We start from the raw sequence: 18,759 nt of genomic DNA, 5'->3' as shown, positions 1-18,759 counted from the left end.
CTATCTAAAAACCAGTCGGTTACAACAAAACTATACCATTACCACAAATATATATTAAATTTTTATAACTAAATTATTAATTACAATTTGGCTTTCACAAAAAACAACGCCAAAAATTGATAATTTATGAAGAAATTACTTTCATTTATTGGATTAGCCCTAATAAGCAGTTCTTTATATTCACAGGGTTCTCCTGATTACGGAGGCGGACTAAAATTAAACCTCAATCAGCAGGGAGATAAGTACATCAGATTTATTTTATGGGACCAGTTCTGGCTCAGGAATACCCAAATGAATCCGGGAAGTATGGTAGGTGGAGAAGCCACCGACAATTCCTGGAGTCTGGGAAACAGAAGATTACGTGCTTTAATGTATGCCCAAATTTCTAAAAGATACATGATTCTAGCTCACTTTGGGATCAATAACCAGACCTTCATCAACGGCGGAGCTACAGGCACCACAGGAACAGGAGGTTATGGAAACGGAAAGAAACCACAGTTATTTTTTCATGACGCATGGAATGAGTATGCAGTTATTTTACCTGGAGAAGCGGGAAAATTCAGTTTATCTTTAGGGGCAGGACTTCATTACTACATGGGACTTTCCCGAATGACAATGGCTTCAACGTTGAATTTCCTTACCATAGACTCCCCTATTTTCTCATGGCCATTAATTGATAACTCAGACCAATTTGCCAGACAGCTCGGAATGTTCGCTAAAGGAAAATACGGAAAACTGGAATACCGTTTCAGTTTAAACAAACCTTTTGCGACAGATCTGGCTCCGGTTAATGTTACAGACCCTTCCCGAGCTGCAGCCGTTGACAATAATGGAAATCCAAGCTTTTCAAAAGCGGGTTATGTTGAATATCAATTCCTTGATGAAGAATCCAATACACTTCCTTTCAAAGTGGGTTCGTATTTAGGAACAAAGAAAGTCTTCAATGTAGGCGCAGGTTTTTATCATCAGGCAGACGGAACCAGAACTTCCATTAATTCCAATATTGAAAAACATGATATTACCCTTTTAGCCGTGGATGCATTTGCAGATATTCCTTTGGGAAATGCCAAGCACAAGATGGCCGTTTCTGCTTATGCCGGATATTATAACTACAATTTCGGGCCTAACTACATAAGAAATCTGGGAACGATGAATATTGCAGCCAATGATCCGAATTTTGCGGGAAACAGAGCCATCGCAGGTCCCGGAAACTTACAACCTATGATCGGAACAGGAAATGTAGTGTATGCTCAGGCAGGCTTACTTCTTCCGAATCAGGCAGAAAAACCGAAGATCAGAATACAGCCTTTCGCAGCGTATACACACAAGAGCTTTGAAGCATTCGACAAATCATCTTCACAGTTTGATGTGGGTGCCAACTGGTTCATAGACGGACATCACGCAAAAATCACTACCCAATACTCCACAAGACCTGTTTACACCAGTCCTACGGAAAGCCCTTCTTCAAAAGGCGAATTCATTGTACAGTTTCAAATTTACCTTTAAACACGGGATGAACTCAATATCTTAATTCTTTAACATCAAAATCAATCAACATGAGCGAAAATCACCACGAAAACTACGAGAATATGACCGAACGGCAGAAGAACCGCACCATCTGGAGCGTGATCACCGCCTCATCACTCGGTACTCTGATAGAATGGTATGACTTTTATATTTTTGGAAGTTTAGCGATCGTTTTAGCGACCAAATTTTTCCCTGCTGATAATCCTACTGCCGCATTTTTATCTACACTGGCTACGTTTGCAGCCGGATTTGTGGTAAGGCCTTTCGGAGCTTTGTTCTTCGGAAGATTGGGTGATATTATCGGAAGAAAATACACTTTCCTTGTCACGTTACTGATCATGGGATTCTCCACTTTCCTGATTGGCTGTATTCCCGGATACGAAACCATCGGATTTATGGCACCGGTTTTAGTTTTAATCTTAAGACTTTTACAGGGTTTGGCTCTGGGAGGAGAATACGGAGGTGCTGCGACTTATGTTGCAGAATATGCACAGCCACACAGAAGAGGCTACTGGACTTCATGGATTCAGACTACAGCTACTGCAGGACTTTTCATTTCATTAATTGTGATTCTAATCACTAAAAACACATTATCCGCAGCAGAATTTGATTCCTGGGGATGGAGAGTTCCGTTCTGGATTTCTATTTTAATGGTGGGCGTTTCTTATTTCATCAGAAAAAACATGAAAGAATCTCCGCTTTTTGCTAAGGCTAAAAGTGAAGGGAAAACTTCTAAAAATCCTTTAAAAGAAAGTTTCGGCAATAAATTCAATTTCAAATTCGTCCTATTAGCGCTATTCGGTGCTGCAATGGGTCAGGGTGTTATCTGGTATACCGGACAATTTTACGCTATGAGTTTCCTTCAGAAAGTTATGAATATAGATTCGATGCAGGTGGATTATCTAATGGCTACTGCCCTGTTAATGGGAACTCCGTTCTTCGTATTTTTCGGCTGGCTCTCAGATAAAATCGGACGAAAAGCAATTATGATGACCGGTATGCTGGTGGCCATTTTAGCCTACAGACCCATTTATGACAGCATGTATAAAAGTGTCAACATAGAAGCTAAAACGGTTGTAAACGACGGGATCAAAGAGACAAGAACCGCTGCCATTCACAAAGACATTGCATCGGATAGCTTAATTACATTCCATAAAGAAACGACGTTTACAGATGGAACCTTCATGAAGAAAGACAGCATCGTACACTGGTCTGCAGCCGGTCCTGTCATGAAAGATGGAAAAGCGGAAGAGCCAAAAATTACAAAATCTATTACATTGAATAATGATACAAGATGGTATCTGGTTTTTCTGGTCTTCATTCAGGTGATTTTTGTAACTATGGTGTACGGTCCTATTGCTGCTTTCCTTGTTGAAATGTTCCCGGTAAGGATTCGCTACACTTCAATGTCACTCCCTTATCATATCGGAAACGGGGTATTCGGAGGACTTCTTCCGGCGGTGGCCACTTATCTGGTGACTCAGGGGAAAGATGCAGGACATCCCACATGGTATCTGGAAGGGCTTTGGTATCCGATTGGAGTTGCCGCAGTCTGTTTAATCATCGGATTGTTTTATCTTAAAAATAAGAATAATAATATTCATGATTAAACACCGAATCACTTAATTTTTTACTAATTTTAAAACTACTAAAATGAACGGACTAAAAAAAATATTAGGTATACTCTGGATTGCAGTGGCACTGGTGGTGGGATATTTCGGGACTACGGTTCTGGGGATTCCAAAAATCACGTCAGGAAAGCAGGAAGATCTGGTATTCGGGATCATCATCTTATTTGTACTGATGCCGATCATCTCGGGCGGACTGGCTATTTTCGGATACTATTCGCTGATAGGAGAATATTCAGACGACAAGATTTAAGTTTATAAACGATTAATGATAATTGATGGGTGATAGTTACTCATCAATTATCTTTTATCAATCCTCATTTATGAAGAAAAGACACGAACAAAAACTGATTATCCTAAGCATCGGACTGATGATGGCTTTCAGCATCCCTATTTCACTGCTTTTCAACAGTGAAAAAGATGTTTTTGGCTACCCGATGATTCTGATTTACCTGTTCGCGGTCTGGATGATCTCTATCATTATTTCTTTTGTAATCGTAAAAAAGTATGATGAGTAGTTTCGCGTTATTTGTTGTTGTTTTACTCTATCTCGCCCTTTTGTTCTTAGTTGCCCACCTGGCAGAGAAGAAGAAGAGCAAGCGATGGATCAACAATCCCTACATCTACGCGCTGTCTCTGGCGGTGTACTGCACAGCCTGGACCTACTACGGAAGCATAGGTGTTGCCGCTACCAGCGGACTGAATTACCTGCCGATCTACATTGGCCCCATCATGATCATTCCTGCATGGATCTACATCAACACGAAGATTGTAAGAATTTCCAGAATCAACAAAATCAGCAGCCTTGCCGATTTCATTTCTTTGCGGTACGGAAACAGCAGAAGCTTCAGTGCGATCATTACGATCGTCTGTCTATTAGCCATCGTTCCCTACATTGGACTTCAGATCAAAGCGATTTCTGAAACATTCCACTTGGTGACTGAAACTTCAATGTCCAGCAATATACTGACTGACAACGCGACGTTTGTGGTTGTTTTAATCGCCTTATTCTCATCCTATTACGGAACGAGATATGTAGATGCCTCAGAAAAACGTCTGGGTATTATTTCCGCCATTGCCCTGGAGAGTTTTTTAAAGCTTTTCTTCATCATTATTCTGGGTATTTTTGTTATTTACTTTGTATTCGACGGCTTTTCCGATATTTATGAAAAGGCCAGCAAATTTGAAGATTTTAAAGAAAAAAATACATTCAACGGCATTGAGGGAGCTATGAACTGGATGGTTTTATGCATGATTTCTGCCACAGCCATCTGCATTCTGCCGAGACAGTTTCACACCGCGATTATTGAGAACAGACAAGAGAAACACATCAGAACAGCGATCTGGTTTTTTCCTTTGTATTTATTGATTTTCACCATATTTATCTTCCCGATTGCCTGGGGAGGAAGGCTTATTTTTGACGGAGAAAAAGTAAATCCGGAGTTCTACTCTATTCTGATTCCGCAATATTTTGACAATACTTTAATCACTGTTTTTGTATTTCTGGGCGGATTGAGTTCATGCATTTCCATGATCATTATTTCGGCCATCACTTTATCCATCATGCTTTCCAATAACCTCATCATTCCTTATGGTTTGTTGGGGAAATTCAAATCCGACAACGAGGTTCGAAATACAAGAAACATCACGAACATCCGGAAATTCAGCATTTTCGCTTTGATCATCATGGCTTTTGTTTTCTATAAATATTTTATTCTGAAAACATCGCTGGATTCTGTGGGGCTTATCTCATTTGTTGTAATTGCACAGCTGGCGCCATCCTTTTTCGGAGCGATATTCTGGAGAAGGGGAAGTTACAAAGGGGCGGTAACGGGGCTTCTTGCAGGATTGGCGATCTGTTATTTCGGATTAATTATTCCGCAGTATTATTTCTCTTACAACCCAGAACTAAAAGGTTTTATCCGGGAAACTTATAATGCTTTCGGATTTTTCCATATTTCTTTTTTAAGCAGGATTCCTGAAATATTTTTCTGGTCCATTTTCACCAATACAGCCTTGTTTACCATTATTTCGGTAAGTGTTAAAGGAAACTACCGGGAAAGAAATTTTGCAGAATTATATGTGGATATTGATAAGCATATCTTAAATCATGAGAATGCTTTTGTATGGCGCGGAACCGCTTACGTATCAGACATCAGGAATATTCTGGAAAGATTTTTAGGCAAGAATAAAACGGAACAGGCCTTAAGGATCTTTAATTTAAAATATAATATTGACTCTAAAACGGAAACGGCAGATTCAAGGTTTATCAAATTTTCTGAAAACCTCCTCGCAGGAAGAATTGGGACTGCATCCGCAAAAATTCTGATCGAGGGTGTGACCAAAGAAGATAAAATATCTTTAAAGGAAGTTTTAAATATTTTAGAGGAATCTAAAGAAAATATTACACTCAATAAAAAGCTCACGGAACAGTCTGAAGAATTGCAGAAACTTTCTGATGACCTGAGGACAGCTAACGAGAACCTAATCGTGAAAGACCGTCAGAAAGATGACTTTCTTGATTCTGTTGCCCACGAATTAAGAACCCCGATCACCGCCATCCGTTCGGCAGGAGAAATTTTAGCGGACGATGATGATATTCCAACAGATATCAAACAGGAATTTTTAAACAATATCATCACGGAATCTGACAGGCTGAGCGAGATCATCAACGATATTCTTTACCTTGACAAACTGGAACACGGGGAAATCGCCCTGAACATCAAAGAAAATAATATTCTTGAAACCTACAAAAAAGCTTTAAATCCTCTACTCCATCTGATACAGCAGAAAAATATTCATTTAAGTGAAGTGAATCTCCTGAATCATCCTACATTTGAACACGACGAGGCGAGAATGATCCAGCTTTTCCAGAATATCCTCGGAAACGCTTTAAAATTTACCGATGATCAGGGAACCATACAAACCAAATTATCAGAAAAAGAAAATTATCTGATCATCAGCATTTTTAACACCGGAAGACATATCCCGGAAGAAGACCTGGAGATGATCTTTGATAAATTTTATCAGTCGAAAAACCAGAATATTTTAAAACCTACAGGAAGCGGACTCGGACTGGCTATTTCAAAAAAAATCGTTCAGGCTCACAGTGGAACCATACAGGCAGAAAACAGCGGGCTGGGCGTCACTTTTACGATACGCATTCCTTACAACAGACTACAAGAGATTATAAATGAAGTTGAACAAAACCAATAACCATCTATGAGAAAGATCATTATTGCCGATGACGAACACAAAATATTAATGTCGCTGGAATACAGCTTTAAGAAAAACGGCTACGACGTTTATATCGCAAGAGACGGAACCGAAGTTCTGGACTTCCTGAAAACTATGGTTCCCGATGTGATCCTTCTGGACATCATGATGCCCAATCTGGACGGATACAGCACCCTGGAAGCCATCAAAAAAGATGAAAGAATGAATGACACAAAAGTCATTTTTCTGAGCGCAAAAAACAACCCGAAAGATATTGAAAAAGGTCTCAAAATGGGCGCTGATGCGTATGTAACGAAGCCTTATTCCATTAAGAAGCTGATGCAGCAGATTGAGGAGATGTTTGGGTAGGGAGATTTTAGATTCCAGACATCAGATTTCAGACATCAGATTTCAGACTTGAGACATCCTTGGCAAGGTTTAAAACCTTGCCAAGGATAGAAAATTCAGACTTACAACTGAAATGTGAAACAGTAGATTGAAAACAAAACGCTGACCTATCGTCTGTCCGCAAAACAAAAAAACATGAAACACAAAAATTAATATGGACGCAGATATTCTGTTTAAACAAAGCATAGAAGACAAAGAAAATTTCTGGAAGGAACAGGCCAAAGAAATACAGTGGTTTGAGTTTCCGGAACAGATTCTTTCTAAAGATAAAAATGATTATCCGCAGTGGTACGCGGACGGAAAACTCAATATGTGTTATCTCTGTATTGATCAGCATATTGAAGACGGTTTTGGAGATCAGATTGCCATTGTCTATGATTCTCCGGTTACAGACCAGAAGAAAACCTACACTTTTAGTCAAGCCAAAGAAGAGATCTCAAAATTGGCAGGAGGACTGGTTTCATTAGGCCTTCAAAAAGGAGATACAGCCGTTATCTATATGCCAATGATTCCGCAAACACTTTTTGCGATGCTGGCCTGTGCAAGAATCGGAGTGATTCACAATGTGGTTTTCGGAGGTTTTGCCCCGAATGAACTGGTCGTACGAATTGATGACTGCAAACCCAAAGCATTGATCACCGCTACAGCCGGTGTAGAAATAGCCAGAAGAATTCCTTACTTACCCCTCGTTGAAAAAGCCATTGAACTGGCGCAGGACAAAGTGGACAACATAATTGTTTACAACAGAAAACTGGTAGACAATCAGGATGAAATGTTCGAAGGACTGATTGATTATGAAGAACTGGTTCAAAAATCAGAGCCCGCAGACTGCGTTTCCGTGGAATCTATCCATCCATTGTATTTACTTTACACCTCAGGAACTACAGGAAAACCGAAAGGAATTGCACGGGACACCGGAGGTTATGCCACATCGCTGAAGTTTTCCATGAAATATATTTACGGAGTTGAACCCGGAGAAACCTATTGGGCAGCTTCAGATTTCGGTTGGGCGGTAGGTCACAGTTTCAGTGTCTACGGACCGCTTATCAACCGGAATACAACGATTATTTTTGAAGGAAAACCCATCATGACACCTGATGCAGGTACGTTCTGGAGAATTATTTCAGAATACAAAGTATCTACGATGTTTACAGCACCGACAGCCATCAGAGCGATAAAAAAAGAAGATCCGAATGGTGAGTTGGTTAAAAAATACGATCTGTCCCATTTCAAAAAACAGTTTCTGGCCGGAGAACGATGTGATGTAGCGACTTTAGACTGGTTTGCAGAGCACATTGGAGTTCCCGCGATAGATCATTGGTGGCAGACCGAATCCGGATGGCCTATGCTGGGATTGATGACTTTCGATGATCAATATAAAATTAAAAGAGCTTCCGCCGGAAAACCTATTCCGGGATATGACATCAAGATCTTTGATGAGAACGGATATGAACTTGATGCCCATCAGGAAGGCTATTTAATTATCAAACTTCCCCTTCCTCCCGGAGCACTTTTGGGCATCTGGAATGACAATGAGCGTTTTCAAAGCAGCTACCTTTCGCAGTATAAAGGGTATTATTTCTCGGGAGACGGCGCTATTCGCGATGAAGACGGCTATATTTTCATTACCGGAAGAGTGGATGATGTGATCAATGTTGCAGGACACCGACTTTCTACGTCGGAAATGGAAGAGATAGTTTCATCACATTCCGATGTTGCAGAATGCGCTGTCGTGGGAATTGATGATGAACTGAGAGGACAGGTTCCTTTTGCTACTGTTGTTTTGAAAAACGGAACAGCAATCTCTGAAGAAGAAGTGGAAAAAGATATCATCAGAATGGTTCGGGAAAAAATCGGGGCTGTGGCTTTTTTAAAAAACGCTATGGTTGTCAAACGCTTACCAAAAACACGTTCCGGAAAGATCTTAAGGAAACTGATAAGAACGCTGCTGGATGGAAAAGATTTTCAGATTCCGTCTACTATTGATGATGAAAAAATCATTGAGGAAATTCAGGAAAAAATCAATGACTATAGGGCTTAAGCGATAAATTAAACATATATTTAATATTAATAAAATTCAAATTTCAAAAAAAAACGAAGGGATATGAGAAATTACTTAATTGAAGATCTGCCGCATTATTTTGAAGAGTACAAAAAGTCTATTAAAAACCCGAAGAAATTCTGGGACAAAATAGCTGATCAAAATTTTGTGTGGTACCAAAGATGGAGCAAGGTGGTTAAGTATGATATGAATGAAGCCAAAATCACATGGTTTAAGAATGCTAAATTAAATATCACCAAAAACTGTATAGACAGACATTTGGCCGTAAGAGGTGAAAAGACAGCCATCATCTGGGAACCCAACGACCCGAAAGAGGAAGCACAGCACATTTCCTACAATGAACTGTACAACCGTGTCAACAAAACTGCCAATGTTTTACGCGAAATGGGGATTGAAAAAGGCGACAGAGTCTGCATCTATCTCCCCATGATTCCTGAACTGGCCGTTACAATGCTGGCCTGCGCCAAGCTGGGAGCTGTACATTCTGTGATCTTTGCAGGATTTTCCGCTTCTGCCGTGGCTTCAAGAGTCAATGACTGTAATGCCAAAATGATCATCACATCAGATGGAAGCTACAGAGGAAATAAAGTGCTGGATCTGAAAACGATCGTAGACGAAGCATTGGAAAAAACACCAAGCGTAGACTCTGTTCTGGTGGTGAAAAGAACACACAACGAGATTAAAATGAAAGAAGGCAGAGATCACTGGATGGCTGATCTGTATGAAAAAGCCTCCGCTGATTTCGTGACCGTTATCATGGATGCAGAAGATCCTCTTTTCATCCTATATACTTCAGGCTCTACCGGAAAACCGAAAGGCATGCTTCATACCTCTGCCGGTTATATGGTGTACACGGCCTATACGTTTAAAAATGTATTCAATTATAAAGAAAACGATATTTACTGGTGTACCGCAGATATCGGATGGATCACTGGACATTCCTACATTTTATACGGACCGCTTCTCAACGGGGCAACCACCGTTATTTTCGAAGGTGTACCTACCTATCCTGAACCGGACCGTTTCTGGGAAGTCATAGAAAAACATAAGATCACGCAATTCTATACTGCTCCTACCGCCATCCGTTCATTAGCTAAAGAAAGCACGGAATGGGTAGACAAACACGACCTGAGCACGCTGAAAGTGATCGGTTCCGTAGGTGAGCCCATCAATGAAGAAGCATGGCACTGGTTCAATGACCATGTCGGAAAGAAAAAATGTCCGGTGGTTGATACCTGGTGGCAGACAGAAACAGGAGGCATCATGATCTCCCCGCTTCCATTTGTTACTCCAACCAAGCCAACCTACGCTACGCTTCCACTTCCGGGAATCCAGCCTGTTTTGATGGATGATAAACGCAATGAAATTACAGGAAACCAGGTAACCGGAAATCTCTGCATCCGTTTTCCATGGCCGGGAATTGCAAGAACGATCTGGGGCGATCACCAAAGATATAAGGAAACCTATTTCAGTGCTTTCCCAGGGAAATATTTCACTGGTGACGGTGCATTGAGGGATGAAGTCGGATATTACAGAATTACAGGCCGCGTAGATGATGTGATCATTGTTTCCGGACATAATCTTGGAACCGCTCCTATTGAAGACAGTATCAATGAGCATCCTGCCGTTGCAGAATCTGCAATCGTTGGCTATCCTCATGATATCAAAGGAAATGCTTTGTATGGCTTCGTGATCTTAAAAGAAACCGGAGAAGGCCGTGATAAAGAAAACCTTAAGAAAGAGATCAATCAGCTGATCTCAGACCAAATAGGCCCTATTGCGAAGCTTGATAAGATCCAGTTTGTTTCAGGACTGCCGAAAACACGTTCAGGGAAAATTATGCGTAGAATTCTGAGAAAAATTGCAGAAGGAGATTTCAGTAATTTCGGAGATATTTCTACCCTGTTGAACCCGGAAATAGTGGAAGAAATCAAAAATGAAAGTATCAGTTAAATAAATTGATCTAAACACCATAAAGTAAATGCGCAGAAAAACCTCTGCGCATTTATTATTTTTAACTTGAATCCAGATTAAGAAAATTAAGATTAATCAAGTTTTTTAACGCAAAGCTTCATCTTGTTAACGTTCAGTTTTGAGGAAGGCAAAGACCGTGACTCCGTCACTGATGAAGCTACTGATATAAAACATCCGCTTAATCGAATCGATCTGAGATCGATTCCGTCTTTGCAACCTTTAAACTATGCATAATTATTGTAAACCTTTGCGTTAAAAAAGCTGATCACATCCCCAGTTTTTGAAATTGATCCGGTATATAGATCTAAAAGGCAGTTCTAAGATTCCTCCTGTAGCTTTCAACAACTTCCCTCTTCGCACTTCCAGCTTCCTTACTCACCTTCTTACTTTATTATTTTAATCGACTGTCTTCCCAGATTAGAATGCACATCAAGAAGATAATTTCCTTTTGGATAATTGAAATCCAGAGAGTATTTTTTCAATCCTTTAGCGCTGATATCGTCTTTCAGAATATTTTTAATGAACTTTCCGGAAGCTTCATACAATCCCACAACAATATGATCAGTATGCACATAATACACATTGAGGTTCAGTTTATCTTTTACAGGATTCGGAGCAACTTCTACTTTCAGCTTTCTTTCCTGACTTTCTCCAGGATTTTCCTTAACATCCAAAGTTCCTCTCGTCATCTTATAAATATTGGATCCGGCAGCAAAAGCAAGATTATTGTTGACAAAAAAGATTCTGTTCAGAGAACCGCCAACTCCGGTATTCATCCAGGTATTTCCACCGTCTAAAGTTTCATAAAATCCTGTACTGTGGCCGCCCATCCAGCCATGGGTTTCCGATACGAAACCAACAGCCTGTACATAGGGATCCGGAAAATCTTTTGTTTCCCACGTAAATCCTCCGTTCACAGATTTCAGAAGTTTCCCAGCGTTGGTAGCTTCAGATTCGATAGCGCAGAAAATCTTATTATTCTCCAGAAGCTGCATTTTCCAGACAAATTCACTGGCGATATTGCTGTTGTAAATTTTTGTCCAGCTTGCCCCGCCATCAAGCGTTTTTAGGATCACAGCTCCGTCATTGTCGTTTCCTGAAACAAAGCCTACATTTTCGTTAATGAAAGTAATTTCCACCAAAGCATTTGCATAGGCAGACATATCGATATACTCCCAAGTATTGCCGCTGTCTGTAGATTTTATAATATAGGCCGGAGAAAACCATGCACCACAGCCATAAACGGTAGAAGTTCCCACACAGTCCAAACCACAGATAGCCTCGGGATAAGGTGAAATATTATTTACTTTTTGCCATGATTCTCCACCATCAACCGTTTTATAGAAACTGTTGTTCAAAGTTCCCAGAAAGCCTACATTTTCGTTAAGGAATTCTATATTCCGGTAATATTGATTGGCAGGTCCGGTCACCGCCTTCTGTACCCAGGTATTTCCTCCGTTTGTCGTTTTAAAAACAGCTCCGTTTCCTCCGCGTGCCGCCCAGCCCAGATTTTCATTCAGAAAAAACACATCATCATATCTTCCGGTTCCGTTAGAAGGTGGATATGAAAAAGCAGTCCAGCTGTACTGCGCCTGCATCAACGAAGACAGCAAGGAAAAAATAAATAAAATTTTTCTCATGGTAGATTAATTTTTTAGAAAAAAACAAATTTGAATTATTTAAAGCAGATGTACAATATAATGACAGAATTAACGAAAAAATTAAATAAATTGATTAAAATTATTATTTTTGGAAATGATGAAATACATACTGTCAATAACCTCTATGGCCCTGCTCTTCTCGTGTAGCAAAGAGAGAAGAGACGAAAAAAAAATTGCAACAATTTTCGAAACTCATCCCTGCTATGAAAACTTTGTGGTCAATGACAGCTTACCTCCAATAACATCTTTTCCCGACACTGCGGCTTTCAGAGAAAAAATAAAGAAGGAAAACCTCCGTTCATTTTACGTTTCTGACCTGAATAACGATGGCCAGGACGACTATGTTGTCAATATCAAACCAAAAAAAGGATACAAAGGAAGAGAGACCATTCTCGATGTTTTCCCCCTTAACTTATGTGATGAGATGGGAAATATTGCCATCGTTCTAAGTCAGAAATCCGGCAAATACAAAATATTCAATCCCTATAGAGAGACCCATGAAGAACCTATCGCCGTAAAACTTTCTCCAGACGGAAAATTCATTCATGTTCTAAAGCCAAAATACGATTCATCAAAAAATTATGATTCTGTAAACTTCTATGATACTGATGTATTGATTATTAAAAACAATATGGCTACAGAATATATCAAAGCTCCCAATAAACATAAAATTAACAACGTAAGAATACAGTTTGCAGAAAAATTTGTCATGACACTGGATTTTAAGGAGAAAAAAATGTATCTGGATGATACGTGGCTTAATGATCTAGATGCTGATAAAACCTACTTTAAGAAAATATCGAAAGAAGATGAAGCCCAGCTTCAGACCCTTCTGAATGATATGGACTTTACTCAAATTGATAATTCAGAAAACACCCCTATAAAACGTACCGGCGATTATTTCCTGGACATCAACTACGATTCGGACCAACATAAAGAAATCACGAATTATGGTAAAAACGGGGGATTGCGAACAGTCAATTTTTATGACCAGATCCTCCTTTATCTTTATCAGTTTGGCTGGACGGAACTTGAGTATATGAATGATTAAGAAAAACATTCCATTTGAATACTGTTAATTTTAAACACCCGTTCAATAGACATTCCTAATAATTTTAACATTATATTATAGATAAAATAATAAACATTAAGTTTTATTACATTTACACTAGTTATATTGAAAAATATTTATTATCTTTAAGTACAATTTAAAAACCATTGCTTATGTCAAATATATTAGCTGGATTATTTGCACATCACAGCGATTACAAAAAGCTTGAAGCCGATCTGGAAAATTCAGGATTTGAAAATTCAGATTACATAGTATATCTTAATGGCTCTGAAACCTCTCAGTACCTGGCGAGTGTTGCGGTAAAAGATAATAACCAAACTGATGGCGCCCGGAATATTTTCAGCCAAAATTCAGTACTGAAGACCTATTTATTCGAGAATATGGGTATTGGGCAGGCGAACTATGATAATCTCAAAAGATTTATCGATGCCAGAAACAGAGCCGACATCCATAACAGCCCCGATGTGAAAATAAAGGCATCAAGCAGCGGCATGGATTCAGAAGTGAAATTCTGACAAAAACATAAAATCTAATAACCGGAAATCCGCGGAGCGTTCTGCGGATTTTTTATGCGTGAAAAGTTTAAAAAATTTCGTATTTTCGTTTAAATATAGGCATTAGCACAAATGAGTTACGATTTAGAACAGGAAAATAAAGAGATCCTTGCCCGGTATAAGGATCTGATTTCTAATACATACAGAACTCTGGATGAGGAAAATAACAAGCTCATCCGGAAAGCATTCGATATTGCATTGGATGCTCACAAGGATCAAAGGAGAAAATCCGGCGAACCTTACATCTACCACCCCATTGCCGTTGCTAAAATTGTAGCAACCGAGATTGGTCTGGGAGCTACTTCCATTGCCTGTGCCCTGCTGCACGACGTAGTAGAGGATTCGGACTACACCTATGAAGATCTGAAAAAGATTTTTGGAGAAAAGATCGCCAATATTGTGAACGGGCTCACGAAGATCTCGATCATGAACCATCAGAACATTTCGGTACAGTCTGAAAATTACAGAAAACTTTTACTGACCCTTTCAGAAGATTTCAGAGTGATTCTGATCAAAATTGCCGACCGTCTTCACAATATGCGAACGCTTGAAAGCATGGCTCCGGATAAGCAGAAAAAAATTGCTTCGGAGACTGTGTATATTTACGCTCCCATGGCGCACCGTCTGGGTCTGTACAATATCAAATCCGAGCTTGAAGATCTTTCATTAAAATATAACAATCCCGAAGTTTACAACGAGATCACGGAGAAATTGGAATCCGCCAAAGAAAACCGTGAACGATATATTGAGGAGTTTAAAACCGAAGTTTCGGAAAGATTAAAAGAAGAAGGTTTAAACTTTAATATCAAAGGCCGCGCAAAAGCCATTTCCTCCATTTACAGGAAAATGCTGAAGCAAGGGGTTTCTTTCGAGGAAGTTTTTGACAATTATGCGATCAGGATTATTTACAAATCGGATGCAAAAAATGAAAAATTTCTTGCCTGGAAGATCTACTCTATCGTAACCGACGTTTATCACAGTAACCCTTCAAGAATGAGGGACTGGATCACTCAGCCGCGTTCCACAGGATACGAAAGTCTCCATTTAACGGTTCTTGGTCCGGATAAGAAATGGATCGAAGTACAGATCCGTTCGGAAAGGATGAATGAGATCGCAGAAAAAGGGGTTGCCGCACACTACAAATACAAAGAAGGCTATAAACAGAGCTCCGAAGACCGTAATTTCGAAAGATGGGTAACGGAAATCCGTGAAGTTCTTGAGCAGCAGCAAAACCTTTCTACGTCTGAACTTTTAGATAATATTAAACTTAATTTATATTCTAAGGAAGTATTTGTATTTACGCCAAAAGGGGAAATTAAAATCCTTCCCACCAATGCTACGGCGCTGGATTTTGCTTTTTCCGTTCACTCTGACCTTGGGATGAAATGTCTTGGAGCGAAGATCAACGGAAAGCTTGTTCCTATTTCCTATGTGCTTCAAAATGGTGATCAGATCGATATTCTGTCTTCTCAAAACCAGAAACCGAAGTCTGACTGGCTGGAATTTGTGGTTACGTCCAAAGCGAAATCCAAGATCAAAAGTTATCTGAATTCTCAGAAAAACCAGCTGGTAGAAGAAGGAAAAGAAATCCTTCAGAGAAAACTGCGTCATGCGAAGATCAATTTTAATGATGAAGAGGTCAACAAACTTCAGAAATTCTTCAATTTAAAAACCTCTCAGGAACTTTTCCTTAAATTTCAAAGCAACGAACTGGATGTCAGCAGCCTGAGAAAATATATTGAAAGTAAAAACGTATTCAACAATTTACTTTCAAGATTCAGAAAATCACCACCGAAAAACGTGCACTATGAGGAGCCGAAAGAGCAGAACCTCGACATGATCATTTTCGGAAAAGATGAAGAAAAACTGAATTATAGCTATGCGAAATGCTGTACGGTAATTCCCGGAGATAAAATTTTCGGATTTATTACTATTTCAGACGGTATTAAAGTTCACAGTGACAACTGTCCGAATGCCATCAACCTGAGAGCTCAGTACGACTACCGTGTGATCCCTGCCAAATGGGTGAATGCGGAAAGCTTCAAGAACAGAGTGAAGATCGAAATTGAAGGTCTGGACAGAATGGGAATGATCAACGATATTACCACCGTGATCAGCGGAAGTATGGGAATGGATATGAAAAGTATGTCCATAGAATCCAACAACGGCATTTTTACCGGGAACATCAATCTCGAAGTGAAAAATAAAGGTCAGTTGGAAGAAACATTTAAAAAACTTAAAAATATTGACGGAGTTTCAAGAGTGAGACGAGTACAATCATAGGCATGAATTTATCTCTATATTTTAAAAAATTTTTCAGCAGTAATCAGGCATCAGGAATTATCCTTATTTTTTGTGTACTGGTTTCATTATTAATCGCTAATTCGTCTGCCGGTGAAGGTTTCCAGAATTTTTTAGACAAAGAAGTAGGTACTTCATTGTTCCATCTTACCTATCCGGTCAGCATCTGGATCAATGACGGCCTTATGGCTGTTTTCTTCCTGCTGGTAGGACTGGAAATCAAAAGGGAAATGGTGGAAGGAGAACTTTCTTCTTTTAAAAACGCTTCACTGCCCATTTTTGCGGCTGTAGGCGGAATGCTGGTTCCTGCGGTGATTTACACGTTTTTCAATGCCGGAACGGATTACAGCAGTGGCTGGGGAATTCCTATGGCGACTGACATCGCTTTCTCACTGGCGATCATTTCAATGCTTGGGAAAAAAATCCCCAATTCAATTAAAATATTCCTTGCTGCACTGGCCATTGTAGATGATCTGGGTGCGATTCTGGTGATTGCTGTTTTTTATACAGAACAGATCCACTGGACGTATCTGTTATTGTCTTTTGGAACAGCGGCTTTATTATTTTTACTAAACTTTTTAAAGGTTACACGCCTTGTTTTTTATATTATTCCGGGATTGTTTTTATGGTACTTCCTGCATCATTCAGGGATTCATGCGACCATAGCAGGTGTTTTATTAGCCTTCTCCATTCCTACGAATGTTTCGAATGTAGACATTTCTCCTCTTGAAAAACTAGAGCATAAGCTTCATTTTCCGGTAAGCTTTCTGATCATGCCGATATTCGCCTTAACGAATACCAACATTGCGTTTACCAGTGAAATGGTAGCAGGAGTTACGAGTACGTTAGGGATGGGAATTATCTGTGGATTGATTTTAGGAAAACTGATCGGGATCAATCTGTTCTCGTTTATTGCGATTAAACTAAAACTCAGCTCCCTGCCTCAAAACAGTACGTGGCCACAAATGGCTGGTGTAGGGCTGCTGGCGGGAATAGGATTTACGATGTCTATTTTTATTGCCCTTCTTTCCTTTAAAGATGATATACCGATTCAGGATGAGGCTAAATTTGCCATTCTGATCGCATCTTTTCTAGCGGCCGTTTTAGGATTCGTGATCTTAAGTATGAGTTCGAAGGAAGATGAGAATGTGGTGGAGAATTAATCTTTTTTCCTCTCTTCCAGCTTTCTCCGGTGTTCTTCGTCGCTTTCCAAATTCGGCTCTGTAATGGCTGCATGGTAACGAACTGCTTCTCTTTTAATTTCATCGGAAAGCAGTTTTTCTATCCTCAGTTTTCTCAGGGCCATATTCAGTTCATTCCCGAACAGGAGAAGATATACGTTTACATTCACCCAAACCATTAGAAGGATCATACTTCCAATTGATCCGTAAAGAACGTTGTAACGGGCAATATCTTTAACGTAGATGGCAAATATAAAAGTAGTCAGGACAAACAGAACTGTCGTTAAAATAGCTCCGGGAACCGCCTGTCTGAATCTGGCAATCTTTACTGTTCCTAACCAATAGAAAAGGGTGAGAAGAATGAAGTAGAAAAGCGGAAAAGAAACAAATCCAATGATTTTGGAAAGGTTATTCACCAGCCACGAAACATCATAAGCCGGCGTAAAAAGTTTCATAACAACTTCCACATAATACACCCCGAAAAGCGCCAGAAATACAATGGTAATAAAACCAATTGTGATAAAGAAGGAAAGAATAAATTCCTTTACATCCGTGAGTTTTTCGTCTGAATTCTCGTTAAATCCATTGATGAGTGAAAATGTTCCGTTCGTTGCAAAAACCAATGCCAGTACGATCGTCAGATTGCTGATCCCTTTCATATTCGGGATGATATTGGTTTCTATATATCCTCTTACATCGCCTTCCATATTGGATGGAAAGACGTTGTGCATCAAGACTTCAAAAATATAAAACTGAAGCTTGTCATAATGCGGCATATACGGCAAAACCGAAAGTAAAAAGAGTAAAAAGGGAAACAAACTGATGGTAAAACTCCAGGAAATGGCCGCCGCTTTTCTCCCGATATTCCCTTTGAAAATTCCGGAAATATAGATCTGAAACATCTGCCAAAGCGATATTCCGAGAACAGGAATATGTATGTCGTCAAAAAACTCTTGAATTTTCAAGATAAATCTGGGAATTTTAATACTCATCTATTTGGTGTATTTCACTTCGTAAAGCAACGGATTTATCTCCTTTAACAGAGAAACATCTGCTGTTTCACATAAGTCTTTGTACAAATATAAACATTTTCCTTATCCTTCCTATAACGCTGATATTGATTGATGCGCATCAATCGTACGGAATACCTGTGCTCCTTTCATTCCCGGAAAGGA

At 39.6% G+C, this 18,759-nt stretch carries 14 protein-coding genes; 12 read left to right on the top strand and 2 right to left on the bottom strand.

Translation table 11 applies throughout. From position 1 onward, the window contains the following. The first annotated feature begins 126 nt into the window (after window positions 1-126). From BM143_RS20115 to acs, 8 genes are all read left to right on the top strand, one after another. A complete protein-coding gene (locus BM143_RS20115) occupies window positions 127-1,506 on the top strand; it encodes a porin (protein WP_090026761.1) in 1,380 nt (459 codons plus the stop codon). Between the two features lie 50 nt (window positions 1,507-1,556). Then, complete coding sequence (locus BM143_RS20110) at window positions 1,557-3,137, top strand: MFS transporter (protein WP_090026759.1); 1,581 nt, start codon at window positions 1,557-1,559, stop codon at window positions 3,135-3,137. Between the two features lie 43 nt (window positions 3,138-3,180). Beyond that, a complete protein-coding gene (locus tag BM143_RS20105) occupies window positions 3,181-3,408 on the top strand; it encodes a DUF6814 family protein (protein ID WP_047455982.1) in 228 nt (75 codons plus the stop codon). A gap of 70 nt (window positions 3,409-3,478) precedes the next feature. Beyond that, window positions 3,479-3,673 (top strand): hypothetical protein, encoded by a 195-nt coding sequence (locus BM143_RS20100; RefSeq protein WP_034731116.1) that lies wholly within the window; start codon window positions 3,479-3,481, stop codon window positions 3,671-3,673. Continuing rightward, window positions 3,666-6,371 (top strand): ATP-binding protein, encoded by a 2,706-nt coding sequence (locus BM143_RS20095; RefSeq protein WP_167375327.1) that lies wholly within the window; start codon window positions 3,666-3,668, stop codon window positions 6,369-6,371. Before BM143_RS20100 ends, BM143_RS20095 begins: the two co-directional genes overlap by 8 nt. A gap of 6 nt (window positions 6,372-6,377) precedes the next feature. After that, window positions 6,378-6,740 (top strand): response regulator transcription factor, encoded by a 363-nt coding sequence (locus BM143_RS20090; RefSeq protein ID WP_047455980.1) that lies wholly within the window; start codon window positions 6,378-6,380, stop codon window positions 6,738-6,740. A gap of 193 nt (window positions 6,741-6,933) precedes the next feature. Further along, on the top strand, window positions 6,934-8,820 hold the full coding sequence (locus BM143_RS20085) for an AMP-binding protein (RefSeq protein ID WP_090026755.1): 1,887 nt from the start codon (window positions 6,934-6,936) through the stop codon (window positions 8,818-8,820). A gap of 63 nt (window positions 8,821-8,883) precedes the next feature. Beyond that, on the top strand, window positions 8,884-10,794 hold the full coding sequence (gene acs / locus BM143_RS20080) for an acetate--CoA ligase (protein ID WP_090026753.1): 1,911 nt from the start codon (window positions 8,884-8,886) through the stop codon (window positions 10,792-10,794). 404 nt (window positions 10,795-11,198) lie between these two features. Here the strand turns inward: acs and BM143_RS20075 are convergent, their stop codons facing one another. Next, on the bottom strand, window positions 11,199-12,455 hold the full coding sequence (locus BM143_RS20075) for a photosystem II stability/assembly factor-like protein (protein ID WP_090026751.1): 1,257 nt from the start codon (window positions 12,453-12,455) through the stop codon (window positions 11,199-11,201). A gap of 115 nt (window positions 12,456-12,570) precedes the next feature. On the opposite strand from BM143_RS20075, the gene BM143_RS20070 reads away from it, so the two are divergent. The 4 genes from BM143_RS20070 (at window position 12,571) to nhaA (ending at window position 17,566) form a co-directional block, all read left to right on the top strand. Beyond that, the gene (locus BM143_RS20070) at window positions 12,571-13,527 is read left to right on the top strand and encodes a hypothetical protein (RefSeq protein WP_139222081.1); all 957 of its coding nucleotides are present in this window, start codon (window positions 12,571-12,573) and stop codon (window positions 13,525-13,527) included. 173 nt (window positions 13,528-13,700) lie between these two features. Next, a complete protein-coding gene (locus BM143_RS20065; protein ID WP_090026747.1) occupies window positions 13,701-14,063 on the top strand; it encodes a hypothetical protein in 363 nt (120 codons plus the stop codon). A gap of 111 nt (window positions 14,064-14,174) precedes the next feature. Then, complete coding sequence (locus BM143_RS20060) at window positions 14,175-16,385, top strand: RelA/SpoT family protein (RefSeq protein ID WP_034731136.1); 2,211 nt, start codon at window positions 14,175-14,177, stop codon at window positions 16,383-16,385. Window positions 16,386-16,387: 2 nt separating this feature from the next. Further along, window positions 16,388-17,566, top strand: a complete 1,179-nt coding sequence (nhaA, locus tag BM143_RS20055) for a Na+/H+ antiporter NhaA (RefSeq protein ID WP_090026745.1) — start codon at window positions 16,388-16,390, stop codon at window positions 17,564-17,566. Here the strand turns inward: nhaA and BM143_RS20050 are convergent. Continuing rightward, window positions 17,563-18,576, bottom strand: coding sequence for a YihY/virulence factor BrkB family protein (locus BM143_RS20050; RefSeq protein WP_090026743.1), 1,014 nt, complete (start codon window positions 18,574-18,576; stop codon window positions 17,563-17,565). The two genes, nhaA and BM143_RS20050, sit on opposite strands and share 4 nt — an antisense overlap. Between the last annotated feature and the right edge of the window lie 183 nt (window positions 18,577-18,759).

It is taken from the genome of Chryseobacterium oleae (genome assembly GCF_900115055.1).
GTDB lineage: Bacteria > Bacteroidota > Bacteroidia > Flavobacteriales > Weeksellaceae > Chryseobacterium > Chryseobacterium oleae.
The sequence above is the reverse complement of the archived record's forward strand: the minus strand, read 5'-3'. Positions and strand labels throughout refer to the sequence as shown.